This is a genomic window from Parachryseolinea silvisoli, from assembly GCF_021190955.1.
In the GTDB taxonomy this organism is placed as follows: domain Bacteria; phylum Bacteroidota; class Bacteroidia; order Cytophagales; family Cyclobacteriaceae; genus Ohtaekwangia; species Ohtaekwangia silvisoli.
In genome coordinates, this window is the sequence record NZ_JAIOAO010000001.1 from 1,181,271 (window position 1) to 1,207,382 (window position 26,112).

Below are 26,112 nucleotides of genomic sequence, written 5' to 3' on the forward strand. Positions count from 1 at the left end.
CATTGTATATGCCACGGCAGTCTGAAGACTGCCACTAGACAGGCATAAGTCTCCGCCCGAGACGGGCTAAGACTTGCGCCAGCAAGCCGTATAGCCGTCCCATTTATTTTCCAGCAACGGCACCATTATACGGCTCCGCCACCACCTTAAACCCATCATTCCCCACCAGCGAAGCATCAAACTCCACTTCCACACTCCTGCTCTCCCCTGGCATCAACGTAAAATACCCATCATTAATAAACGCCGGCAGCACCTGCTCGCCCGTCCGCGCATTCAACACCTGCACGCGCACAGCAAACGCTACACCCGCCTTACCGTTGATAACATGAGCCTTCACTACCTGCTTACCATTCACCTTCTCCGAACTGGAAACAACTTTCACTTCAGCAGGCTTCAGCGAATTCAACGCCGTAAAGTCCTTGCGCTTATTCCCGCGCCAGTAGAAGTTCTCCGACACAACCTTGCCCGCCTTATCTTTCAAGCGCAGCTTGATAAAGTGCACCGGCGTCAATCCGCTGTTCTTCGGTGCACCACCATATACTTTCAAGTCATACAGCGAATACCCCCAACCGGAACCCCGCTCCACACCATACACCCGCACATAGCGCGCCTCCGCATCATCCGCAAAAGCCACATCTTGCACACCCTCCTTACCATAATTTACTATAGCGACATCTTTCCAGCTAGAAGCATCATCTGACACCTGAATCTTATACACCTTCGCATAGGCCGTCTCCCACTTCACCCGCACACCGCTGATCGGCTCTTTATTACCAAGGTCAACATATACCCACTCATGGTCCCGCGCCGCGCTCGCCCAGCGTGTATTCTCATCCCCATCGGTAATTGACTCACCGCGTCCGGTCTCCGTTGAAGAAGCCACCACCGGCCTGCCCTTTGCCAAATCACCCCGTTCACCGCCAAAAGGTAGTGCAAAGCAATACACAGCAGCATTTGACAAAGCATCGACCTTCTGTGATACGGTATACTTATCAACGACCTTACCATCCAGGTTATAAATCATCGCCTCAGCCGTCAACCCTTCCACGTCCTTCCGCGTAGTGTTCACCACCTTCACCGCATCACTCACCGGATTCCACTGAATGTGTATCGGCTCGCATGCACTCTTAATGCCCCAGTAAGCGCCCGTGAGGTCATAATAATAATCATACGTCTGCCAGATAAACGTCGGCAAGCCTGCGTTGCTGGTCCACGTCATCAGGCCGGAGGCATCGTTCCAGATTCGATCCTGCCACCCTTCGTACATCGCCTTATTGGTCTCGATATTCACCAGCTGTGCCCGGCGGCAATACTCTTCTATATTCGACGGTTTCCCATAGCGCGTCTCGATACTGCGGTCGTAACCATCGGCGTCGGCGTTAAACGCCCAGTTGCCAAAGAAATGCTTCTCCCACATAGCGTTGCGTGGCCACCAATGCTCTTGGGGTATAAACCTCTTAAAGCTTTCCACATTTGTAAATACAGCGCTCCCCAGCTCAGTACGGAATCCCCAACCATCGTTGCCACCCAGGCCGGTAGGATTTTCTGTAAAATAATAACGTGGATCACGGTTCGCCCACGGGCCGCTACCCGACAGGTTGTCCGCATGCGAGTTTGCCTGGTAATACCGGTCACCGCCATCAAACGCCCGTACATCTTCCTCCAGCCACTTATTCAGCGGCGCCTCCGGCCAACCTTCATTGTCGGCACACCACACCGCAATAGAGGGATGATTCCGAAACCGTACGATCTTCTCAATCGCATTCGCATTAAAGTTGCTGACGTCACGCGGCAAACTGGGATTGGAGTTCAACCAAAAGTCATCCCACACCATAATGCCGTACTTGTCGCACGCTTCATAAAACTCTTCGTCGGTCGTCGACCCGATCCAGTTACGGATCATGTTAAAATTCATCTCCCGGTGCAGGCGCACCTTCGTGTCATACTCCTCGCCACGGCACCGCAGCATATACTCCGACATACTCCAGTTCCCCCCCTTCACAAACACACGGGTACCATTGATGGAAATATGCAGTACCTGCCCGAGTGTATCATAGCTGTACTGCTTAATACCAAACTTCAAGCGTTTTGTATCCGAGATCTTATTATTCTCTGCTACGTTAAAATCGCACGTATACAGATTCGGATCGCCATAACCGTTAGGCCACCACAGCTTGGGATTGTGCACGACCAGTTGGGAGAAGTGTCGCTTGTCGAGCTTTACCTGTGTCGTGCCATTGGCCCCTACGTTGATCTTTTCTTCAAAGACAATATTACCCGGATTGATCACCCCCTTCACGACAGCCGTACGCTGCATATCAGTGTTGTTCTTCACATCCAGTGTTACCGATAGGAACGCCGTAGCATTCGTCGGCAACTGCGTGCGGATCCAGGGATCCTGAATCGTCAGCGCACCCGAGGCGCTCAGAAACACATCGTCGGTAATGCCTGCGTTCAAACCGGGTATATAGGGCATCCAGTCCCAGCCTCCGCTGGAAACATAGGTGGGCGACGCCGCATTCGCCATGGGGTGCCGCGGCGGCGACACCAACACCGCCAGGGTATTAGCACCGGAAGCCCGAACGATCCTGGTAATGTCATATTTACCGCGCTGCATAAAGCCATCCAGTACACCCAGCTTCTCGCCGTTGAGATAAATCTCGCCCTGGCGGTTGATGCCTTCAAAATTCAACCACAGAATCTCGCCTTTCAACGATACCGGTACTGCGAACTGCGTCACATACCAATACGGCTGATCGAACTTCGCTTTGTCTGCCTTCCAGATGTTGTCGGCATAGTTGGGATCTTTCTCCAGACCCGCGGCGACATACGCCGTATACACGGTGCCCGGCACCACGGCCGTCACCCATCCATCGGCTTTAAAACTCTCAAAGAGTCCGCGAATATCCACTCCCACCTCGCGTTGCGACTTCACCCGCCACACCTGTTGCGCCGAGCTCTTCAGATCCACTGTGGTATTTTGGCCAAACGCGATACCTGCCACGCCAACACACAAAACCCCAAGGAACACGACCTTATAAAGAAACCGTTGTATATACATGTTTGTGATAAGATTAAAAAGAGGAGCGGCGCCAGATAACAATTACCCGAAAGCACCCGGCAGCCACTCCCGAAACACTACTTTTAATGAACTAGAATCGTTTTGTGAAAATGAATTTGGTCAGAGGCACTGCCGATCTGAATATCGAACTCACCCGGCTCCACTACGTAGCGCATACGGTCATTATACAGCCCCAGCTCAGACACCGGAACCTGCAGCGTAACCGTTACACGCTTACCGGCTTTGACCAATACTTTTTGAAAGGCTTTTAATTGTTGTACCGGTGTCGCCACCGAGCTGACCTTGTCGCGCACATACAACTGCACCACTTCCTTACCATCGCGCGTGCTGGTATTTTCCAACTCGACATCGATCTTAATGGTGTCCGTCTGCGCCAGCAACGAGTCGCGCGATACACAACGTCGATAGGTAAAGTATGAATAGCTTAAACCATACCCAAAGTTCCATAGCGGCTCAGGCGTATCGAATATATAATGTCCGTGCGCCTCGTTCGGCGAACCCGGCTGATCGAACGGGCTCTCCCGATCTGTCACATAGTGATTATAGAAGCAAGGCGTATTCCCCGTGCTGCGCGGGAACGACACATTCAGCTTACCCGAGGGATTTACACGCCCTATCAAAATGTCGGCCATCGACCGTCCCTGCATCTCACCACCATACCACTGCGCCACCACCGCGTCTGCATTGTCTTTCACCCACGGCATGGCCAAAGGCTTACCCGAAATAACCACCACAACCATTGGCTTGCCCGTAGCCTTCACCGCCTTCAGCAGCTCCTCCTGTACACCGGGCAACTCCAACGAAGAAATATCAAAACCCTCACCCGCCGTCGAGTTCTTCGCACCACGCCCCAGGTATGTGCTGCGTGTACCAATGGCCACGATCACCAGATCACTGCCTTGCGCAGCCTTCACTGCATCGGGAATACGCGAGCGATCCTGGCTCCACCAATCGCAGCCCTCTGCATGGCGCAACGCAGCTTTATTGCCCACTATGTCTTGCAGCCCTTTCAGCAACGTAACACCTTCTTTGGTATCAGGCCCCGTCCAAGAATAATCACCAAACACAGTCTGGTTACTATTTGGACCAAGCACGGCAATGGTTTTATACTTCGCCAGGTCCAACGGCAAGATATTATTGCTATTCTTCAACAGTACGGCGCTTTCGTCAGCCACCTCTTTCGACAGCGCCACCTTGTCGGCACTGCGCACGACCTTGGCCACCTTAGTCGAATCGCCATACGGCGCATCAAACAAGCCGAGCGAAAACTTGGTCGTCAACACCCGGCGCACAGCCTGGTCGATATACCGCATTTCCAACTGGCCGCTTTGCACCAGCGCCTCCAGCTTAGTGTACGCACCATCAATGTTTAGGTCAACTCCCGCCGTCAGGGCAATTTTCGCCGCCTCTTCCTGCGTAGCCGCCTGGTGGTGGAACGTCTGCAACCTGTCTACCGAGCCCCAGTCGGAATATACGTAACCCTTAAAGCCCAGCTCTCCACGCAGAATGTCCGTCATATAATACGCCGACCCCGTCACCGCCAGGCCATCGTAGGCGCTATAGCACGACATCACCGACCACGGCTGCGTGGCAGCAATTACGCGTTTGAACGGATACATATACAGGCTGCGCAGCTCGCGCTCGCCCCCACTCACGTTAGCACAATTCAACCCACCCGACGGCGAACCGTGGGCCAGGAAGTGCTTTGGCGTACAAGTAATATTGTGTTTCTGATAACCACGTATAAACGCAGTGGCCATCTCGCCGATCAGGTACGGGTCTTCACCGTAAGTCTCTTCGATGCGCCCCCAGCGTAGCTCGCGCGCAATGTCAAGCACGGGCGACAAGATCTGGTGAATACCAATCACCTTGGCCTCTTCCCCCGCTGCTTCCGTCATGCGGCGTACCAGTGCGGGATTAAACGTACTGCCCTGGGCCAGCGCCTGCGGGAAGATGGTACACTCGTTTTGCAGAATCCCCTCGATACCCTCCGCTGCTGTAATGATGGGAATACCCAGCCGGGTCTTCGTGGCCATATACTGCTGTAGCTTCTGATACATCTTCGCACAGTCAATGGCGCGCATACCCATCTCGTGGGTACAGCCCCAGCTCTCACCGTTGAAGATGCGGCCGATCTCGTCGGCGCGGCCACTGCCGCGGTTTTGCAGTTGCAGAATCTTTTCTTTCAGCGTCATCCGCTCCAGCAGGTCTTCTACCCGCACAGGTACTGGCGCCGTTTTATCTTTATACAACGGCTTGCCCGGATTGAGTTGGGCATGGCCGCAAAAGGTTAGTGTTGTAAAAATACAGGTCGCAGCAAAAAAAACAGTCTTCATTCCATTGGTTAAAAGTCGATGAGCAATTAATTAAAAGGGTATTGGGTTAATTGGAATGGCAAAAAACACCGGCGGCATACACCGCCGGTGCAGGAGTTATTGGTTTGGTTTAAAATCCACTCGAAGCAACGACAAGCTTTACACTTCTGAATTGCAGGTATACATTCTGGCCGGTATTAACCACCCAACCCGTAGCAATCTCTGTCGGCTCGTCCAACGTAAACGTCAGGTTATGTGTACCGCCCAGGCTGCCACCCGGCGTACCGTGGAAAGAGGCCAACGTTGTACCGATATTGTCAATATCGGGTAGCTCGGTGCCCGCGACCACGAGCTCGTAAACATCGTACTGACCGCCACCATAGTTACCTGTCTCGTACGAGATGGTATACGTACCTGCCGGCAATGTAAAGGTTTGCCATACCTTGCCATTGCTTACACCCGCGCCGTCCCAGTGCTCTGTTTCGAAATGAAATACGCCGCTATCATCCCACGACCAGCCCCCACCGGTGCCGCCGTCCTGATTCGTAATATTCGAATTGAACAGCCAATCCTTCGGTGTCCCCCACTTCCCCGTACCGGCGTCACCCCGCTGGATCGGACGAATCGAGTTTTTGAGATAGGTCGTAGTAATATCCTGCGACACACCAATGATCTGCGGCACTGCCTTAAAGGTATCAACAGCCGTCTCCTCAGGCAGATAATAGGTCTGATACGAAAACTTCGTCTGGTTCTTGATATCGGCCAATGTTACGCTTTCCACATCCGACGGAATCCGTAAGACTTTCACTTCATCCGCTACGTTCGTATAAATGATCTCCGTAAACAGCGCCGTCTCGTCGCTATTATACATATCAACTTGTACCTCATTAAGTCCACGCGCTTCTGCTGCCTTAATCGGCCGATTGATCAACGACTCCTGGTAGGTCATACCATACGACGATCCCGATTCAAATACGGTTACCGACGCATTGCCCACGGCATCATACGTAATCAGCTCAAAATTATAACGCCCCTCGGGAAGCGCAATCGGAATCGCGAGACTATCCACGCCTGCACTCCGCTCGATCGGTAGGATCAGCGAATCCTGCCGCGTGTTCCAGTAAACCTTCAGGTTTACAATCTTCGGGTCCGAAATCAACAGTCCCGTAATCACCACACGGTTGCTGCCCGCACGGGCGTGGGCCGAGTCGACCTTTCCGGTATAGATCAATTCCTTTCCGCCGGTATATTTCAGATAGTCGTCCATGTCAGTACATGCCGCAGCAGCGACCAACAACAAAACGACAAATACTCCTATCAGATTCTTCATGCTATTACGCTTCAATGGTTTCATATAGAGCTTATTTATCGCTACCCCAGAACGTCACTTCCGAAAACACCATATTCGTGTTACCCGACCAGTTTTCCAGACATCGGATGCGGATGTACCGAACGCGCGGCATGTCCGTAGGTACATCCGCTTCGTCGCCAATGCGGCCCGCCGTGCGATCGTCGTCTGTAAACAGACCAATGGGCAATCCTGACGGTTTGATGTTTGTGATAGAAAGAAGCTTTGTCCAGCCGTCCATCGAGCCGTCAGGGTTATAATTCGTCGTTCCCCACACTTCATAACGCTTGGGCGACACGTCGTTATACCAATGGCGGTCATCTTGTACCGTCTGCAGACTGAAACGACTCAATTGCGCCTCTACCCCCAGGTCGAACGTAATGACCTTCGGCACCCCCGTGCTGGCGTTGCCGGTATGCAATCCAAAGCCGCTTACGTCGCCCGTGACACGACCGTCCCATACATAGGGCATCGCACCACCCCACGACGTACACGCGGCATCGCCTGGGAGGGAAATTTCACGAAACTTGGTTTTATCAAGCTGAATCTCATAGATCGGAGTCAGCTCTTGCAGCAATACATCCGACTCATTCCCCCAACGGTCGCGTACAAAGACACCGAACTGGCGCGATACAGATTCAAACCCGCGCACAGAGAAGCTTGCCGTGTCACGCGCCGTGTAGAAGGTACGTATCACGGCCATATTACCCGTCGAGTCGGGCGTCGTCACAATGATCGCCAGGTCAGCCCTGGTTGCATTGATGAACGATATCGTCGCCCCACCGAAATCAGGCTCTACCAACAGTGTATGAAAGGTGGTTAGTACGGGTGGTGTCTTCGGCGTTACCTGGATCGTAACGGGCGTCGACCGGTTACCGCTGCGGTCAACGGCATACAAGTCTACCGCGTGCGCCAACGTATCGGCAAAACCATTTATGACCAACGTATTGGTATAATACGAGCTCTTAAACTCCATATCGCGCCCGGCCTTATTTTTATAGATCGCCTGCACATAAAGCAGGTCGGGATCTGACGGAAGCGAGTATGTGAGGCGCGCGGCGCCGGCCAGGGGCTCTGCTTCTACGTTCTTGATCGGTCCCGGTGCTGACTTGTCGGTTTCAATGGAACTGAGCTGATCGGTGTCACAGCCTCCGGCGACAGCCGCCAGCAGGCTGCATATAGCGATATATTTTATACTGTTCATTTTAATCAGATTTAAAGGAACATTGATTTTATTACCAGCCGGGATTTTGCACCAGCTTGGGATTCACGACCAGGTCGTTTTGCTTCAGCGGGAACAGGTAGTCGCGCGGTGCAATAAAATGCTGGCTATATAACAGGCGTGGATGGTAGTACGCCGTGGCACTTTCCTGCTCGATATTCCACCCGAAGATGCCTGTATTGAGCTCATCGCTGGCGGTCTTCCATCGTCTCAGGTCCCAGAACCGGCTCCCCTCGAACATCAGCTCGATGGCGCGTTCACGCTGGATGATCTCGCGCAACCCCACCTGCGATGAAAACTTCGCCGGCTGGATCGAATAGTTCGTCCACGAATCCTGTACACCTTCCAGACCGGCGCGCGCGCGAATCTGATCGACCCACGGCAACGCATCCATCCCACGCCCCACTTCATTCAGGGCCTCGGCATACAGCAGGTATAGATCGGCCAAACGCATCTCGGGCCAGGGGTAACCTTCTACCGTGGCATCGGTCTGGGTGATCACTAATTTCCAGTTCACCAGCTTTTTCGTCCACAAACCGGTAGACGAGTAGTTGTTCGCGCCGATGCGCGACTGCGGTTGACCTTTCTTCGCCCGCACCGTCCAGGTATTCCTGTCCGACTGGCTCTGACTGTTTTGCATATACCACACCGAGCCGTCGAACGCCAGGTCGGCATAGTAGCGGTGCTCGCGGTTGAACTGAATAGACGCCGTCTGATAACCCTCGATCAAATTATACCGTTCGTCGGCCCCTGCAGAACGTAACGAATAGCGACCGGAATAATTAAAATTCTTGTCTTCTTCCATAGGCACCCCGTGATCCGAATAGAAAAGGTGCGAGATATTGAGCGTCGGGTTGATCAGGTCCTTGGCACCCCAGATGTTCAACGGAAACTGTTGATCCAGCCGGGCCATACAATCTTTTTGCAGATCGGTCGCCGCGCGACCCGACAGTCCCCAGATTAATTCGGAGTTCCACCGTTCGCTTACCGCACCACGAATGCCCATTTGTATAATCGTCGTATCGCTCAGCCTGGCAAACGTAGAGAAGGTATACAACCGTACGCCGGTCTCATGCGCGGCTTCGATCGCTATTTCACAGGCCGCTACGGCAGAGTCCCATTTCACCTGCTCCACCGTGGGGTTGAATAAGTGCACCCCGTCATGATCCACAAAGTTGGCATAGTCCGGGTTTCCGTTGAATAACGGACTGGCTGCAGTCACCCACAGCTTAGCTTTCAGCATCAACGCGGCAGGACGCGTTACCCGGCCCAGCTCGGTCGAGCGGTTCAGGATCGCGTCGGGCAGGTTGGTAGCTGCCGTGTCCAGCAGCGCAGAAATATAGGTCACCACTTCGTCTACCGGCGCACGTTTGTCGCGGAACTCGTCCGTCGAGCTCGTCACCGGGTGGTTCTTCGGCAACAGCACGATCGGGCCGTACATGCGGAAAAGGTAGAAGTGGTAATAGGCTTTCAGAAACTGCGCCTCCCCGATCCAACGCCGCCGCATCACAGGGTCCAGATCGTTTACCTTCGCCGGGTTGCTGACGTTTTCCAGGAAAATGTTACAATCACGAATGGCCCTGTAGATTGACTGACCGCCGTTGTTGCCGTCCCAGCAGTTCATGTAGGGATCGTTTATATTCTGGTTGCCTTTGGCGATCTCCAGCGCCGGGTAATTGTTCGAGCCGTTCTGCGGGTGGTACGTCCACAGCTCGTCGGCGCCCAGCAGGCCGATGCTGCCAAAGCCGCTGTTCTGACCGGGCAGGTACGAGTAGCAGGTATATAAATACTTCTCTGCCTCCAGCCGGTTGGCAAAGGCGTGGTCCAGTGTCGCCACATTGTCGGGCACCAGGTCGAGGTAATCGCAGGCGGTCAACGACACCGTCAGCGAAATGAACAGGATGCTATAGCGTAAAATGTTCTTCATCTTAAGAGGTGTTAGAATTTGATCTGCGCGCCCAGGTTGAATACTTTCTGAATGGGGTAGCCCAGGCCGTTGCCACCCATCTCGATATCCCACATGTCAAAGCCGCTTAACAAGAATAGGTTGTTGCCACTCACATAAATACGTGCCGACGACATCCCCAGCTTCTTGCTTTGTGCCGGCGTCAGCGTATAGCCCATCTCGATGGTCTTCACGCGCAGGAAGGCGCCGTTGCGCATAAACCAGGTGCTGTAGCGCGAGAAGTTATTACCGTTATAGTTCGTGCTCAGACGCGGCCACACCGCATACAGGTTGCGGTTTTCTTCCGACCAGTGGCTGTCGGCATATTCCTTTAGCAGCGGTACATCGTTCTGGAACGGCGAGGTGTTCGATGCGTCGAGCCAGAAGGACGAGCGGGCCGAACCCTGGAAGAATGCCGAGAAGTCGATGCCCTTAAACCCAAACGAGAACCCGAAACCATACACAACCTCCGGCAACCACGGGTGCCCGATCGGCACCTGGTCGGCATCGGTAATCTGGCCGTCGCCGTTCATGTCGCGGTACTTGATGTCGCCGGCGTGGTACTCACCAAAATTCTGCTTGGGTGAATTGTTCACTTCGGTCTCGTCCACAAACAGCCGCTCGGCTACCAGTCCGTAGATCTGGTTGATTGGCTGTCCCTTGTGGTAGCGATAGGCTTCGTCGTATTGCGGCTCTTCATACTTCAAAAACTCGCTGTGCGCATAGGTAAAATTGCCGCGTGCTTTTAACCACGCACCGCTCGAGAAGGAGCGGTTGTAGTCGAGTGACATATCGACACCACGGCCACGCGCCTCACCCACATTCGCGCGAACGGTTGCTGCCAAACCTACGCTGGCAGGGATCGATGCGCGATCCATCAAAATGTTAGACCGGTGCTCGGTGAAGTAATCGATGAAGATGTCAAAGTCGTTGAAGATCCCCAGCTCGATCCCCAGGTTCAGCTTGCGGGCCGTCTCCCATGAAATATCGCGGTTGTCATACCGGCTGATGCTCACACCATTCTTCGTCTGATTCAGGTTCTCGCCGAAGGTATAGGACCGGCCGCCATCGTTCAGGTTTACATTCGACAGGTAAAAGAAGCGGTCGTTGGCGTCGCCGATGGCGTCATTACCCACCAGTCCGTACGTCGCCTTCAACTTCAGATTTTGCACGATGTGCCCGAAGCCTTTAAAGAATTGCTCGTTCGAGATCACCCAGCCAGCCCCCACCGCGGGAAAGAACCCGTAGCGCTGGTCTTTGTAAAACCGCTCCGAGCCATTATAGCCAAACGTAAACTCCGCCAGCAGGCGATCCTGGTAGCCATACGTAAAGCGACCCGATACACCCTGGTTGCGATAGGGCAGTGACTTTTGCAGACTGCCCTGGTTCGCGAGCAGTTGCTGCCGACGCTGAAATACCAGCAGGCCGCTGACATCGTGATCGTCAAACCTGGCATTATAGATAATGTTACCCTGCAGGTACGTGGTCGAGTTGATGTCTTTGCCCAGCTCGTTGTAATTCAGGTATTCCGTCGGGTTGCCATTGGCATTCAGCAACGCCAGACTATACTCTTCCGACTCCGGGTTGTACGTGGCGACGTTGTAGAAATACGGGTTGTAATAGCGGTTTACGTCGAAGTACGAATACCGCGATGTATTGAAGATTCCGCTCGCCGCCAGGCCCGGGAACACAAACGACAGGTCCTGCTTTAATTCGAATTGCGCATCGATCAGTGACTTGGCGTAATCCTTATACCCTTTCACCAGCTCAGCGTACGGGTTGATATAGCTCGCGCCCTCGTTGGCGCCGGCACGGGTAGCGTTGCCGAACAGCACGTGATTGGTATTCGGCAGGAACGACGCGGGGTAATACGCCGGGAACATTACCGGGTTGGACCGCATGATCTTTTTATACGCATCGGCTCCACCGTCCAGCGGACCGCGGTAGTCATCGAAGCTACCCGACAAACGTGTAATGAGCTCGGTCTTCTTGGTCAGGTTGATGCTGATGTTGCTCCGCATCTGGTACGATTTCAAATTGATATTGTTATTGAAGTTCGACCTCTTATCGACGTTCAGGTTACCATTGTCCTGATAGAACACACCCGACACATAATACCGGGCAATGGCGCCACCCCCGCTCACGTTGAGGTTATAGCGTTGATTGCTCACCACCTTCTTCACCAGCATGCCGCGCCAGTCTGTGGACGGATATAAATACGGATTCAACCCGGCACGTGTACCTTCGATCTTTTCGCGCGAGTATAACGAAGGCGCCAGCGGGTTGCGCGTTAGCACCGCCTCGTTGGCCAGCTCCATATACGTAATGGGATCGGCCAGCTCGATATTCTGTGTATTAGACGAAAAAGAATTCTCGAAACGGAAGGAGATCGTTGCCGGACCATCGCTGCCGCGTTTGGTCGTCACCTGGATCACCCCGTTGGCGCCACGCGCACCATACAACGCCGTGGCAGTCGCATCCTTCAGGATTGAGAACGCCGCGATGTCGTCTACGTGCAGACGCGCCAGTTCCGTAGTAGTCGTCTCGATACCATCGATCAGGATCAACGGGTCTTTTTTATACCCAAAGGTCGTCACACCCCGAATAAAGAAGTCGGCGTTATCAGCCCCCGGCTCGCCGCTGCGTTGGTAGGCAATCACCCCCGACACGCGGCCGGCCAGCGCCGTCGTCAGGTTACTGGAAGGTACCTTCATCTCTGCCGGGTTGACTGTCTCGATCGAGCTCACCATACTCGCTTTCTTTTGCGTACCGAAGGCGACGACCACCACCTCCTCCAGGCTGGCCACGTCTACTTCCAGTTGCACGTCGATCACCGTACGCCCGTTGATCGTCTCTTCCACCGTTTTATATCCCAGGAAGGAATATACCAATATCCCTTCCCCAGCCGACGGTACGTTGATCTGGTAGTTACCGTCGCGGTCGGACGTAGTACCACTCGTAGTGCCTTTTAACAGGACACTCACGCCCGGTATACCTTCGCCTGTCTCGTCCTTGACGTTGCCCTTGATGGTAATGTCGACAGGCTCGGCGTCGGCACGATAGGCGTTGGCGGCAGTAATTTCTTTGATGATAACATTGCTGCCCTCGATGGCATACGTCAGCGGCAGGTTGCGAAGGCAAACCTTCAGCACATCCTCTACAGGCGTTTCGCGAAAGCTCACATTCAGCCGGGGGGCATCTTTCACCTTTTTAGGCGACCAAAATATATTGTATCCGGTCTGTTTGTTGATCTCACCGAATATCTCCTTGAGCGTGGCATTTTTTTTCTCATACGTGATCTTCTGAGAAAAAACCGCTCCGCTTGCCTGCATAATTGCCAGGAAGATGACAAAAGTGGTGATCTTCATAATAAGCAGGAATTTCTTGACGTAGCCCGAAGGCATGCCAATATTAGTCGTACAATTTGTGTACATTTGAATGGCTTGCGTTAAGTAAGGAATCGTTATCAATAGTGACATTCTGAATGAAGCAGGCTATGAGCAGGGGCATCGTAAGTGCCTCTGTTCTCATATATAGGCCTCTTCAATCTCAGGATGTAGCGGGTGGTGGAGATTTGGTCTTTTTCATGGCGGTTAGTGTTTAGTAGTATTTCGTTAGCCTGCCTTCAGGGCGCTTCGTAAGTATACCGACATTATGCCGGTGGTTTGCTGCTGATGTAAATCGTCTTCCCCTCTACCCGGAATTGCACATCCCCGGTTTGCTCCATAATCTCCAGCAGCGTTGATATCCTGGTAAACCGCGTCGTCACGGCACCAAACGTTTCTTCTTTCAGGGCATCATTTTCAAAGACCACGTCCACATCATACCACCGTGCGACGCTGCGCATGATGTCCTCAAGACGTTCGTCATCAAACCTAAAATAACCTTCTTTCCAGGCCACGGCTTCGCGCGTGTCTATTTCCGCTACCGTGATATTTTCTTCTACCAGACGCGATTGTTGCCCCGGGGCCAGCGTCACGCTGTGGGTACCCGCCGTGACGCGCACTTTCCCTTCCAGTAAGCTTGTTTTAATATCCGGCTCATCCGCATAAGCCTTTACATTGAAATGCGTGCCTAATACTTGTACAGCATGCTGCCCCGACACCACGGTAAAGGGACGTGTCGGCTGATGGCTTACTTCGAAGTACGCCTCCCCTTTCAGCTCTACACGACGTTCAGCACCTTCCGAAAAATTCAGTGGCAACCGCAGCGACGAGTAGGCGTTCAACCAGATCTTCGATCCATCGGGCAGCACCACTTGATACTGTCCGCCCTTCGGTGTTTCGATAGTATTATATCCTGAAGCGGGCGCAGTACCTTTGCGGTTCGATGCAAGAGTATAGATCAGCTGGCCGTCACCGGACTTGGTGATTTCAATATCTTCCTGACTGGCAATATTTCCGTTGGCGGCTTCGGTAAGCGAGATCCTTGTTCCATCCACCAGTACGAGCACTGCCTGGTGGCTCCCGGGCACAATGTCGCCTGGGTCGACCACGGTGGGACGCAAATACAACCCCACGCCCACACCTATTATAAGGAGTATAGATGCTGCAGCCAGCCACTGGCGGCGGCGGTCGCGTTGCGGTCGGGTGATTTCATCATGCAGGCGTACGCGCATGGATTCGCCCACAACGTGTTCGTCTTCGGGGAAGACGCTGTCGCGTTCGGCACGCTGCCGGTACCAGGAGCGCAATTCCTCCTTTTCCGCCTCCGTGGCAGTCCGATCCTTGTATTTTCGCAGTAACGAGTAGATGTATTCCTGGTCCACAGGCATAAGTCGGTTTAGTACAGGTATGTACCGTAACCTGGGCCTTACCCCACAGCGCAAACGATTTATTTTCGCAAAAACTTAGAATCCGGTCTTTTCGACCTCTTTCAAAATGGCGTACAACACGGGCGCAGCCAGGGCAAACAGCCACCCGTAGTTCTTGAGCTCTCCCCGGATGATATTCAACGCGCGGGTTAGGTTCCGCTCCACAGCCTTTTGGGTGATTTGAGCCTGTTCGGCAATCTCACTGTTTTTCATGCCCTTTTCCCGGCAGCGAAACACCAACCGACACTTGGCAGGCATTTCCTCGACTATTCCATTAATATATTCTTCCAAAAAGAGCGCATCCAGCTTCTCCTCATCCTGCGACAAGTCACTGAACTCATAGTTCAGCCGAAGCAATTCAGACCGCCTGCTCTCCCGTTGGTAATACTTATAAATACTGAATTTCACCGCCGTCGCCAGAAAGGCCGGCAGATTATCGATCACCACCTGGTGGCGGCGCTCCCACAACGAAATAAACACTTCGTGCACAATGTCCTTCGACGAGCTTTTGTCTTCACTATGGTTCCACGCAATGAGCAACATCTTCTTCCAGTACCGCCCATAGATCTCATTAAACGCACCATGGTCATCGGCCTTCAACAAGGTCGACAGTTCATGATCGTTATAAGCACTGTAGTTGGACATAAGACTTTTCGGAACCACCCCGCGCGCACAGGAGCATCGATGGAAGGGTGTTCGGTTTAGGTTGTGGGCTAGTCAACCTTATACGAAAGTTCCTCATTTATTTAATGATGTACAAATGGGAATACAAAATAACAGCGCACCGCAACTTCGCAACGCGGATCTATGGCCGTTACCGCAACCGGGTCTTATGTGAAGACATGCCATCCTCCAATTTCGATTGGCAGCGTACATGACTTTCAATAATTATAAACAAGAAGGCTGTCCCAAAAATCTGATAACGGACGAGGGGACGGCCTCTTGTTTATAGCACATAGATTCAATCAAAAACCATAGGCACTTACTTCGCCCATCACCATATTATTCTCAGGTCCCGATACGCCCACAAACCGAAAGTATCTCCCCTGCATAGGAGGCGACACGACAAAGGTCTGCTCACCCAGCAGGAAACGATTAAAGTTAACTTCTCCCAGGTCAGTCCAGGTGGTATTGTCCATGCTTACTAAGAACTTAATTTTATCAGGAGCCCTGTGATCGCCATCCGGAGGAGAATCAAAGGTTGTTATCCACGCTCCGAATTGTGTTATCGTTCTTACAATGCCCAAGTCTATCGTTGCATGATGGGGATAGGATGAGCTCCCGGCCAATGAATGCCAACGGGTTTTAAATGTTCCATCAATAAAATTCTTCACCGAATTATCCGCACCGCCATGCTCCGAGGAGAAATCAACAATACTCCAGTCTTTTTTATCAAAAGTCAACAATGTGCTCTGTGAATAGTCCGTAAAAAAACTATCAATACCGGTAGAATCAGGCTTATACACGGTTCTATACTCATACCCCATATCCGGCTTAAGGTCTGTTATGACGGAGGTTGGCAGATCTGCCGGGAAACTTTGAAGTTTACTATTTCCGGCGAGATCCGTATAGCTTACTTCTATGGCAACTGCTCCATCAACAGCGCTCCCCCAATTTATCGTTACTTTTCCCTGCACATCGATCGACGTCGATCCCACCGATCTGTTCACTAATTGAGCCTGATACTGTTCGCCATAAACATTGGCACTTAGCTCCACCGGCAGCGATCTGTTGCCAAATTCATCCAGGCATACAAGTTGAAAAATGTATCTTCTCTCTTCCAGGTTATCCAGCATTTTTCTGAAAACACCCTGACCTTCTATAATAAGGTCTGAAGAATCCTTGTAATCGTTCCAGAAAAACCGGGCTGTTGTGATCCGCTGTGACTTGACAAATACTTCAAACTCGACACGATTTCTACCCGAATGAGGCGCTACGCTATCGGCTTTAGCGGCATAAATAACCTCTCCCCGGTCCAGATACTCCTGGTGCAGATCATTCATGTCTGAACAGGCTATCAGCATAACCACCAGCAATGCGATGCCTATTGCAGGTAAATGGCGTGATCCTTCGCGTAAATAATATAGCTGTTTCATGATATTTTTTTAAAGGGTTAGCATTACCGGTTGTCGCCAAAAAATTGCAACTCCGATATTTGAAAGTTGTCACCGCCCGACCACGTTTGTGTAACCTTGATCCGGATATAGCGAACTTTCGGAGCTGGCACAGGACAAATAAAATCTTCTCCATTGTTGGCCCTGTACACATCTTCGTCTGTATTCTGTCCCATCGGTAATCCGGAAGGTTTTACGGACGTGCAATCCATCAGCTTCGTCCAGCTATTCCAGTCTCCGGATCCGTCAAGCTGCTCAGCTCCCCAGACTTCGAATTTTCTGGGATTTCCTTCCGAAAAAATGTACGTCCCTTGTCGTTGAAATACTCTCAACCGACTCATCCGAGCTACGACACCAAGATCAATAGTAACAGAATGAGGCCAAACGCCTGAACCACCCGGCGAGCTATACCCCTGGTCACCCATAATATCATCCCACATTCTTGGTTTCACCCAACCAAAGGCACTCGGTTGATCACCCGGTAGCTCAACAGCATTGAATTTGTTGCGATCAAATTTCGTTTCAAAAATCGGGGTCAGGGTATAATACTTAGTTTCACTCCTGTTTCCCCAACGGTCCTGAACATACGCCCCGATGTTGACAGGGATCGTATCCATTTCTCTCTTTGCTCCCTCTCCTGCTTTTACCGAACTATAAAAAGTTTCCAGCGGAACGTACTCTTTATTATGATCCTCCTTCAGTATGACCACTGAAATTTCTGCCCGGGATGGGTTCTGCCAATATGCGTGAACCCCTCCAAAATCCGGTATCAGTTCCAATGTTTCACCAATCGTAACAACAGGAGGCTCAAGCGGGGCGATGGTTGTTTCAACCGCCTGTGATTCGTTCCTGCTCCGGTCCACGGCAATCAGCTTTACCTGTCGCTCGGCAGTGTCTCCAAATCCCTGGATCTTTAATGTATCATTATACAGCGAAGCACGTACCTCGCTGGTTATTCCATCTTTCAAGGAATACACTGCTTTTACATAAAGAAGGTCTTCATCATGCGGCAGCGTATAACGAAGGATGGCTCCTCCCGGAATATTTTCAACCTCCACGTTTGCGATCCCGCCGGGAGGCCTGGTATCTATTGGTTCCTGCCAAAAGGACTCTTCCTTACAGGCCAGGGCCACAAAACCGACGATTATGCTAAAAAAAGTATTTCTCATGTTCATATACATATTTTTAAACACATGATTTGAAGCTGCCTACCAGCCATAATTTTGAATCAGGTTATTGTTGACTACCAGGTCTGATACTCTGATAGGCCAGAAATAGTCTTTTACCGTAAACTCGACCGGGTCTTTCGCCACCGTTATTACCCTGTAAAAATCTGCGGCAGTCTCGCCCATGATATTCCATCCCTGAGGTTGTTCGTTTAAGACCTCTATCTCCTTCCAGCGCCGGATGTCCCAAAAGCGCTTGCCTTCAAAAGCCAGCTCAATAGTTCGTTCGTCATGAATGATCTCACGCAGGCCTTCTTTGGTAGTGGGTTTAGCAGGTCTGTTTGAATAAGTCGACCACGATTCCTGAACTCCCTTTAGCCCGGCACGAGCCCTGATAAGATCAAGATACGTGAAGACTTCGTCAACCGGCCCGTTGATTTCATTCAATGCTTCGGCATACATCAGGTACAGGTTGGCCAGGCGCATAATGGGAAAAGGAAAATATTCAAACGAGACGTTGTCTCTCGTTTGCGCATCTTTGAAGCTGTGCATCTTCTTAACAGAATATCCTGTAGAGGAAAATCCCGATCCTCCCTGCCACCCGGAAACACCGAGATTGAAGAAATCGCAAACCTTAACATTTGCGGGAAAATCGTAGTAGCCATTTCCAAAGTAAACTCCCTTATCAAAACCGAGGCTCGCATAGAAGCGCGGTTCGCGATTGTAATGCAGGTAAACTGTTTTCTCGCCTTCCTTTACATAATATTTTTCATCTCCGGCGGAAGCTTCCGGTCTCACCTTATAGCGGTCTTGATACCATCCGTTATCCCGCCACTGAACATCCTCATCGATCGGAACTCCGTTCGATGAATAGTATTTTCCAACCATTTTTAAAGTCGGCGCCCATTCACTGGTTGCATCATTAAGTCTCTCCGGACTTAATCGCACCAGCCTTGGCGTTGCGTGCCGTACCAGAAAGGCAACGTCATTATTGGTGTTGCCCCATATTAATTCCTTGTTCCAGCGATCGCAAATTGCCTGCCGGTACGTTGTCTGTACCTTGAACGGATCAGGCGCATTTAACGTCAGGGGATCAACCAGATCATACAACGCTTTACCCTGCGCCTGGCAAACATCAATAGCCTCTTTACAGGCATCCGCGGCAAGCCGCCACTTTTCAGGATCATAGGCCTGCGGAAAGAGCTGCACCCCCCGCTTGTCGATCATACCTGCATAATCGGCATTTCCATTGAACAGCGGGCTGGCGGCAAAGAGCAGCACTTCAGCACGCATACTCAACGCCGTCAGTTTGTCAACGCGGCCAGCTTCGGTTCCTTCGATCACTTCGTTTGCATTCGGCAGATCAACGACCGCCTCTTGCATCAGGTCCGCGATGTACTGAACGACCGAATCTACCGGCTCACGATATACTTTTACCTCTTCTGCACTGGCATTGATGGGAAGGTTGACGTCAACGATGGGAATAGGACCATAGCATTTAAACAAACAATAATGATAATAGGCCTTCAGAAATTTCACTTCGCCAATCCATCTCTTCTTCTCGTAATCTGCTAGGTCCTGAACTTTATGAATGTTTTCAAGAAAAATATTGCAATCGCGGATCCCGGTCCATAAACCATCCCCCCAATAATTAAAATACGGATTCGATGCATTTTGCAAACCGCGTGCAATGTTGGTATTACCCCAGGTTGGGAAGCCCTGGTTGATAATATAACGTTGCCATGTCTCGTCGGCACCGCTCATGGCCGGATCGTTATCGACCGCGCCAATGCGCGGACGGTAATTATAACAGGTGAACAGATACTTTTGAGCAACCGTTCTGTTCCGGAAAGCATAATCAATGGTCGCAATATTATCCGGCACTACGTCCAGGTAATCGCCGCATGCGCTCAAGGTGTACAGTATAATCAGTGTAATGAATATCTTTTTCATCGTATTCAGTTTTAGAAAGAAAGTTGAAGCCCCATATTGAACACCTTTTGAATGGGGTACCCCATACCATTGCCATTCGCATCACGATTGCCTCCCAATTCCGGATCCCACATCTTGAATTTACTGAACGTTAAAAGGTTGGTTCCACTAAAGTAGAAGCGCACGTTTGTCAGTTTAACCCGTGAAATAAGGCTGATGGGTAGCGTATACCCGAACTCGACAGATTTTAATCGCAGGAATGATCCGTCTCTCACGACCCAGCTGGAGCCCATCATGTTATTCTCAACACGCGTGGGCGAAAGCCGGGGCCACAAGGCATATACATTCCGGTTCTCCTCTGACCAGTGATCATCCGCATAGTCCTTCAGCAAGGCATTCTGCCCGTCAACAAACGGCGACGTATCAAACGCATTAATTTGAAAAGATTCCCGTGCAAGCCCCTGGAAGAAACAGGAAAGATCGAATCTTCTCCAGCCACCGGATAAACCAAAGCCGTAAACGATCTCGGGAACCGTAGGATACCCCATCGCCACCATATCCTGCTCGTTGATCTGACCGTCGTTATTGAGATCCTTATATTTAATATCCCCCGCCATGTAGTCGCCAAACTGCGTGGGTGAATTCCGGACTTCCTCTTCATCAACAAAAAGGCGCTCGGCTACCAACCCCCATATTTGATTTAACGAGGTGCCTACACGAGAGCGCCAGGGTGTGGTGGAATAGTCAGGTTCTTCGTAGACCTTAAACTTGCTCGTGGCATAGGTGAAATTAGCCATTCCGGTTATCCAGGCGCCATGGGCGAATGAATGATCATAACTGGCCGACATGTCAAAGCCACTGCTGCTGGCTTCCCCCACGTTCGCGCGAACTCCAGCCTGGAGTCCCATGGTAGCGGGAATGAAAGCCCTGTCCATCAAAATGTTTTTACGGTGTTCGGAAAAGACATCGGCCTGAATTTCCAGTTTTCCCAATAAATTCATTTCAACACCCAGGTTCCATTTAATAGCCGTTTCCCAGGTGATCTGGTCATTGGCGTATCGTGATATGGAGACCCCGGTTAATGATTGTCCGTTTCCATAGGTCCCAAAAGCAGCACCTTTACGGTCATCATTCATATTCACATTCGACAGATAAAAGAACCGGTCATTCTCACTACCAATCGCGTCGTTTCCAACCAGCCCATACGTTGCTTTTACTTTCAGCTTGTCAAAGATCTGTTTAAGACCACCATCCCAGAAAGTCTCGTTGGAAGCGATCCACGCCACACCGGCAGAAGGAAAAAATCCGAACCGCTCTTTTTGAGAAAACCGTTCCGAGCCGTTGTAGCCGAAATTAAACTCGGCAAAATAACGGGAGTCGTACGCATACGTAAACCGCCCCGCCGTGCTCATGTTGCGATAAGGAAGTGACTTCTGAAGGTCACCCGCATTTGCATTCAACTGTTCCCGCCGTGTCATCACCACCAACCCGCTGACAGCGTGTTTTTCATTGTAGAGGTGGTCCCAATTGATGGCAGCTTCCATATACGTTGTCGAGGTAATAAGCTTCCTGTCCAACGGTTCCTGGTAGTCCAGATACTCTGTCCCGGTAGTCGGATTCAGCGGATTCAAGCGATAGGTATCGGTCGCTTTATCATACCGGGACATGGCATAATAAAATGGGGTATAAAAACGCCTTACTTCATAGTTAGCATAACGGTTTGTATTGAACAGTCCACGGACCGAGAGCCCTTTCAAAATAAAATCAAGTTTTTGCCGCAGCTCGCCTTGCGCCATGATATGGGACGTACTGAAGTCGCGATAGCCCCGGGCTAAGGAAGCATACGGATTGTTATATCCTCCTTTATCGTAGTTACCAAAAAGAATATGTTGTGTATGTGCATTCGCTGAATCCGGCAAATAGTAGGCGGGAAACAATACAGGATTTGTTCGCATCACCTGCCGGTAAATCGCATCCCCTCCGTCTATAGGGCCGGTATAATCGTCAAAAAGCCCCTGCAAGCGCACCGTCACTTCGGTTGTTTTAGTCACATTCAGGGTAATATTCGATCGCAACATGTAACTCTTCAGATCAATGTTGCTGTTGAAATTGTTTCGCTTATCTACATTGAGGAGTCCATTATCGTTGTTGATGGATCCTGCCAGATAATACTTGGCAACCTTCTCTCCCCCCGTGAGGTTGAAATTTAGTCGCTTGTTTTGTGCGTAATCTTTAAAGACCATTTTATACCAGTCATTCGCGGGATAGGCATATGGATTACCACCGTTCATCGTATTCTCAATTTTATTTTGCGAATACGGCGTCACGCCGAGCGGATTGCGCGTCCGTACAGCTTCGTTATGAAGTTTCATGTAGGTAACCGGATCCGCCAGCGCTATATTCTGTGTCGGCATGGAGAATGAGTTCTCCATACGAATGTTGATGGTCGCTTTACCTTCAAGACCTCTTTTGGTTGTCACTAGGATAACACCATTCGCCCCGCGCGAACCATAGAGCGAAGTAGCGGTCGCATCCTTCATAATAGAGAAACTGGCAATATCGTCTGGCTGCAACCGTGCCAGTTCCCGTGTCGTAATTTCATTGTTGTCCAACAGGATCAGGGGATCTTTTTTGTATCCGAAGGTGGTAACGCCACGAATAAAAAAACTGGCGTTGTCGGCGCCGGGTTCTCCACTTCGCTGATACGCGATGATGCCCGACATCCTGCCGGCCAGGGCTGTCGTTAAATTGCTACTGGGTATTTTCAGTCTTTCAGGCTCTACGGTGGTAATAGAACCAATGACAGATTCTTTTTTCTGTGTTCCATAACTCACCACCACGACTTCTCCCAGGGCTGCGATATCCGGCACCAGTGATACATTAATGGAGCTTCTATTGGCTACTTCAATCGTCTGACTGCTAAAGCCTACGAAGGAGAAAACCAGTGTTGCATTTCCGTCTGCAACTTCCAGTACGTACTTGCCATCGCCATCGGAGGTAGTTCCATTGTTCGTGCCTTTTATCATTATACTTACGCCGGGCAGGGGCCCTCCGGATTCGTCCGTAACCGTACCGGAGACTCGCAGGGCTTGCGCGAAAATAGAATGATGCAAACCCGCAACAATGAAAATGCAACCTATAAGGATCCTGTAAAATTTATGCATACATATTCTGCTTAGTGTGATTAGGTCGTATGTTAAAATCAAGTAGATTTAAAGAAACAAGGGAAGCCTGTTTTTTACGGGCACGATGATGCTGTAGGGCTGCGTTGATCGCACCCTAAATTCTTACTGACCTCGATTGGACAAGTTCCCAGGACTCGTGTGAGTCCTGTCAGCTCATACTTAAAAGTTATTGTACGTTTTTTCCCTTACCCGGCTTTCTGGCATTGGTATAAGCCCGATCCCTGGAAAGGCAGGAGGAAATACTGAGCAAAGTTCAATGGTCCTTATGCTGCGCAATGAAGGATAGATTTACCCTCTTCAGAAATTTGCTGGTGATGACCAATAAGGGTCTTTTAAAGTAGTTTTGATCCATAGGTAAAAGGTTTAGGTGTTTGAGGTTTTTGGAAGCTTTTAGAAATAAAACTAAAAGCAAAAACCGTTTTAACCGTTCTGAACCGTACTGATTGCAAACGATTTAAACGGTTTTTACCGGCTTAAAAGCGGGAAGAAAGGGGATATTCAAAATTTCGTCCCACGAGATATTTTCTGAAATTCTGTACCGAAACAGCCTAACCAACAGGGTATACAAATCCGGAATCTACAGCTGGATCAGGTTGAGGGTGGCTAACGGACCTTTGGCCTGCTGAAGTTTACTACCGTTGGAGAGGTCGCCTAAATCAACTACAGCAAATCCAAGCGCCTTGATAACCTCACCCACTTCTGACTTTGCAGAAGCATCATCGCCGGAAATGAACAATACTCTTTTTCCACCGGACTGATTCGGATTTTGTGCCAGTGTCTTAAAATAAAGCGTGTTAAAGGCTTTCACGATCCTTGCACCGGGAAGTTGTTCAGCCACTACCTGCGAAGAAGACTTTCCCTGAAGATCCGCTACTTGAAAATCGGGAGCATAGGTAATAAAGTGATTGGTCGCATCGATGACAATTTTGTTTTTCCAGTCAGCCACCGCTGTAAGGGATGAAACTTGGGACCATGGCAGGGAAAGAAGAACGACGTCCGCGTTAGCAGCATCTTTTACCGATCCAGCCGTGGCACCTCCGCCTATTGATTTTACGATCTCTTTGACAGCATCCGGCCCGCGACCGTTACTCATAATGACAGCGTAGCCGCCTTTTACCAAATGCCGTGCTACGGTTTGCCCGATATTACCGGAGCCGATAATTCCAAATGACTTTTTCATATAGTTTGTTCGCTTGTTTCACTAAAGCTGGTTGTCTTAAATAGTCTGCCCTGCATAAAGTTTTACTAGTAGGGCAATAAGCGCCACACACCGCCCAGCCTTGCGGAACCTTCTTGAATCAGCGAATGCTGAGCAGATGTGTGTAGCGCTCATAGAGATCGTTATCGATTAGTTCAAACACCCACAGTCTTCTCAGGAACAGGTGTCGCCAAAAGTTGCCATTCCCATTGCAAGCTGGTACCTACGTTTCCAAAATGATCGATAAGGGTTTCCGCCAGGGCGGGGACTGTTTCTGTCCGTGCCCAATCGCGTTGAAGCTCGGAACCAAAAACCGTCCAGGTGATGGGAATACATCCCGCCTGGATCATGCGTTGGATTGCCATTTCATGTGCTTCCAGGCTCACCCCGCCAGAGGCGTCTGTGACTATATAAACCTCATAGCCTTCACCGGCAGCCTGGATGGCAGGCATCGCCAGGCAGATCTCAGTCCACAATGCAGCGATAACAATTTTTTTTCTTCCTGTTTTCTTAACCCAGGCAACCACCCGTTCATCCTCCCAGGTGTTGATAAATGTCCGGTCGATAGGTTTCTGGTCAGGGAAAACTTCCTGCAGCTGTTTGATCAGATAGCCCCCATTTTTTTCAACAACTGTTGTAAACAGTGTCGGTACATGAAAGATCTTTGCCGCCTTTGCTAACCCAACAACGTTGTTAATGATGGTTTGTGTGTCGTGACTCCGGAGACCAGCAAACTGGAAAGGTTGATGATCGATCAGTATCAAAGCACAATTGTCGGGGGTCAACAAGGCTTCAAGACCCGCTTTCGGATTGTTTTGTGTTGCAGACATTGGTACGTTTTTAAGTGATTAAAATTTGATAGTCAAAAGTGACTGACCCAGGAGGATTTGTAAATGATCTACATCAACGAAACGACTTGACATAGATCAATTAATACTTCTCATCGGCATTGTTACTTTGAACTTGTAACGTAAACCACATCGTCAACGAAGTCTTACTATGAACGATAGAGAGAGAGAAGGCAGCCCACAGCTTGCAGAAGGCAGATTGAAAGACAAGATCGCGCTGATCACCGGCGGAGGCACCGGCATAGGCGCTGCAACGGCGTTCCTTTTTGCAAAGGAAGGTGCATCCGTAATGATCACCGGGCTGGCGGAAGCGCCCTTAAAAAAGGTTGTCAGTGACATTCACCTTCACGGTGGAATTGCTGCTTACGCCATTCAGGATGTCTCCCGTGAAACAGATTGGAAAGAAGTGGTGAGCACATTGGCCAACCAATTTGGAAGGATCGATGTCCTCGTCAATAATGCAGGTATTACAGGAAACCTGCACGCACCTTTAGCGGACAGGACCGTGGACGAGTTCATGCAGGTATTATCCACCAATATTATTGGTGCCTTTCTGGGAATCAAGACAGTTGTTCCCTACATGCAGCCAGGTGCCGCTATCGTAAATGTTTCCTCGATAGCAGGCATTACCGGCAATGCAGGCGGCAACGCTTACACAGCTTCGAAAGGAGGATCCAGGATGCTTTCAAAAGGCGCCGCCATCGAGCTCTCAAAATCAGGTATCCGCGTTAACTCCATTCATCCGGGGTATGTAGAAACGCCCATGGTACAAAATATGCAGAACGCTTCCAGCTTTCGTGAAATGGCCATTGGAAGCACGCCCATGGGCCGCGGAGCCAGCCCGGAAGAATTGGCGAGCGGCATTTTGTTTCTGGCAAGTAAAGAATCGTCTTTTATGACAGGCGCTGAATTAATAATGGATGGCGGCTTTACGGCCTTCTAAC

At 50.7% G+C, this 26,112-nt stretch carries 15 protein-coding genes; 1 reads left to right on the forward strand and 14 read right to left on the reverse strand.

The window, feature by feature from the left end:
- Positions 1 to 103: 103 nt before the first annotated feature.
- The 14 genes from K7P01_RS04915 to K7P01_RS04980 form a co-directional block, all read right to left on the reverse strand.
- Complete coding sequence (locus K7P01_RS04915) at positions 104 to 3,061, reverse strand: discoidin domain-containing protein (protein WP_267290431.1); 2,958 nt, start codon at positions 3,059 to 3,061, stop codon at positions 104 to 106.
- A gap of 83 nt (positions 3,062 to 3,144) precedes the next feature.
- A complete protein-coding gene (locus K7P01_RS04920) occupies positions 3,145 to 5,418 on the reverse strand; it encodes a glycoside hydrolase family 3 N-terminal domain-containing protein (protein ID WP_267290433.1) in 2,274 nt (757 codons plus the stop codon).
- A 109-nt stretch (positions 5,419 to 5,527) separates the two neighbouring features.
- Positions 5,528 to 6,751, reverse strand: a complete 1,224-nt coding sequence (locus K7P01_RS04925; protein ID WP_267290435.1) for a DUF4998 domain-containing protein — start codon at positions 6,749 to 6,751, stop codon at positions 5,528 to 5,530.
- A gap of 7 nt (positions 6,752 to 6,758) precedes the next feature.
- Positions 6,759 to 7,949 (reverse strand): DUF4959 domain-containing protein, encoded by a 1,191-nt coding sequence (locus tag K7P01_RS04930; protein ID WP_267290437.1) that lies wholly within the window; start codon positions 7,947 to 7,949, stop codon positions 6,759 to 6,761.
- Positions 7,950 to 7,980: 31 nt separating this feature from the next.
- Positions 7,981 to 9,894, reverse strand: a complete 1,914-nt coding sequence (locus tag K7P01_RS04935; protein WP_267290439.1) for a RagB/SusD family nutrient uptake outer membrane protein — start codon at positions 9,892 to 9,894, stop codon at positions 7,981 to 7,983.
- Between the two features lie 11 nt (positions 9,895 to 9,905).
- Complete coding sequence (locus tag K7P01_RS04940; RefSeq protein WP_267290441.1) at positions 9,906 to 13,346, reverse strand: TonB-dependent receptor; 3,441 nt, start codon at positions 13,344 to 13,346, stop codon at positions 9,906 to 9,908.
- Positions 13,347 to 13,564: 218 nt separating this feature from the next.
- Positions 13,565 to 14,686 (reverse strand): FecR family protein, encoded by a 1,122-nt coding sequence (locus K7P01_RS04945; protein WP_267290443.1) that lies wholly within the window; start codon positions 14,684 to 14,686, stop codon positions 13,565 to 13,567.
- Between the two features lie 75 nt (positions 14,687 to 14,761).
- Positions 14,762 to 15,370 carry a sigma-70 family RNA polymerase sigma factor gene (locus K7P01_RS04950; protein WP_267290445.1) on the reverse strand — a complete coding sequence of 203 codons (609 nt, stop codon included), beginning with the start codon at positions 15,368 to 15,370 and terminating at the stop codon, positions 14,762 to 14,764.
- Positions 15,371 to 15,690: 320 nt separating this feature from the next.
- A complete protein-coding gene (locus tag K7P01_RS04955) occupies positions 15,691 to 16,821 on the reverse strand; it encodes a DUF4998 domain-containing protein (RefSeq protein WP_267290447.1) in 1,131 nt (376 codons plus the stop codon).
- Positions 16,822 to 16,844: 23 nt separating this feature from the next.
- Complete coding sequence (locus K7P01_RS04960; protein WP_267290449.1) at positions 16,845 to 18,014, reverse strand: DUF5000 domain-containing lipoprotein; 1,170 nt, start codon at positions 18,012 to 18,014, stop codon at positions 16,845 to 16,847.
- 33 nt (positions 18,015 to 18,047) lie between these two features.
- A complete protein-coding gene (locus tag K7P01_RS04965) occupies positions 18,048 to 19,958 on the reverse strand; it encodes a RagB/SusD family nutrient uptake outer membrane protein (RefSeq protein WP_267290451.1) in 1,911 nt (636 codons plus the stop codon).
- 11 nt (positions 19,959 to 19,969) lie between these two features.
- Positions 19,970 to 23,101, reverse strand: coding sequence for a SusC/RagA family TonB-linked outer membrane protein (locus tag K7P01_RS04970; RefSeq protein WP_267290453.1), 3,132 nt, complete (start codon positions 23,099 to 23,101; stop codon positions 19,970 to 19,972).
- Positions 23,102 to 23,699: 598 nt separating this feature from the next.
- Positions 23,700 to 24,302, reverse strand: a complete 603-nt coding sequence (locus K7P01_RS04975; RefSeq protein WP_267290455.1) for an NADPH-dependent F420 reductase — start codon at positions 24,300 to 24,302, stop codon at positions 23,700 to 23,702.
- A gap of 173 nt (positions 24,303 to 24,475) precedes the next feature.
- Complete coding sequence (locus K7P01_RS04980) at positions 24,476 to 25,150, reverse strand: hydrolase (RefSeq protein WP_267290479.1); 675 nt, start codon at positions 25,148 to 25,150, stop codon at positions 24,476 to 24,478.
- 169 nt (positions 25,151 to 25,319) lie between these two features.
- Here K7P01_RS04980 and K7P01_RS04985 point away from each other — a divergent pair, with 169 nt between their 5' ends.
- The gene (locus K7P01_RS04985; protein WP_267290481.1) at positions 25,320 to 26,111 is read left to right on the forward strand and encodes an SDR family NAD(P)-dependent oxidoreductase; all 792 of its coding nucleotides are present in this window, start codon (positions 25,320 to 25,322) and stop codon (positions 26,109 to 26,111) included.
- Position 26,112: the final 1 nt, after the last annotated feature.